This window comes from Mesorhizobium sp. L2C084A000 (genome assembly GCF_000502875.1).
Classification (GTDB): Bacteria; Pseudomonadota; Alphaproteobacteria; order Rhizobiales; family Rhizobiaceae; genus Mesorhizobium.
Genome location: NZ_AYWX01000078.1, coordinates 1 through 236 on the forward strand (window position 1 = coordinate 1; position 236 = coordinate 236).

The following is a 236-nucleotide window of genomic DNA, read 5'->3' on the forward strand; positions in this document are numbered from 1 at the left end:
CACAAAATAGGAAAGCGCCGTACGCTCGCCCGTCTGGACCATCGCTTCGGCCGGCATGCCGGGCACGAGCGTTAGGTCCTTGAGCTTCGTCAGTTCCGCATGCGGAACCGATAGACGCACTAGGTAATACGAAATGCCGTTTTTTTCGTCCGTCGCCAGATCAGCTGCGATCCGGCTGACATATCCGTTCAATTCCGGCGTGGTTCTCAGATTGAAGGCTGACATCCGCAGCACGG

1 pseudogene is annotated in these 236 nt (G+C 57.2%); it reads right to left on the minus strand.

Annotation, left to right across the window (positions count from 1 at the left end):
- A pseudogene (locus X735_RS1000000169495) lies at positions 1-236 on the minus strand (hypothetical protein); the annotation flags it as partial.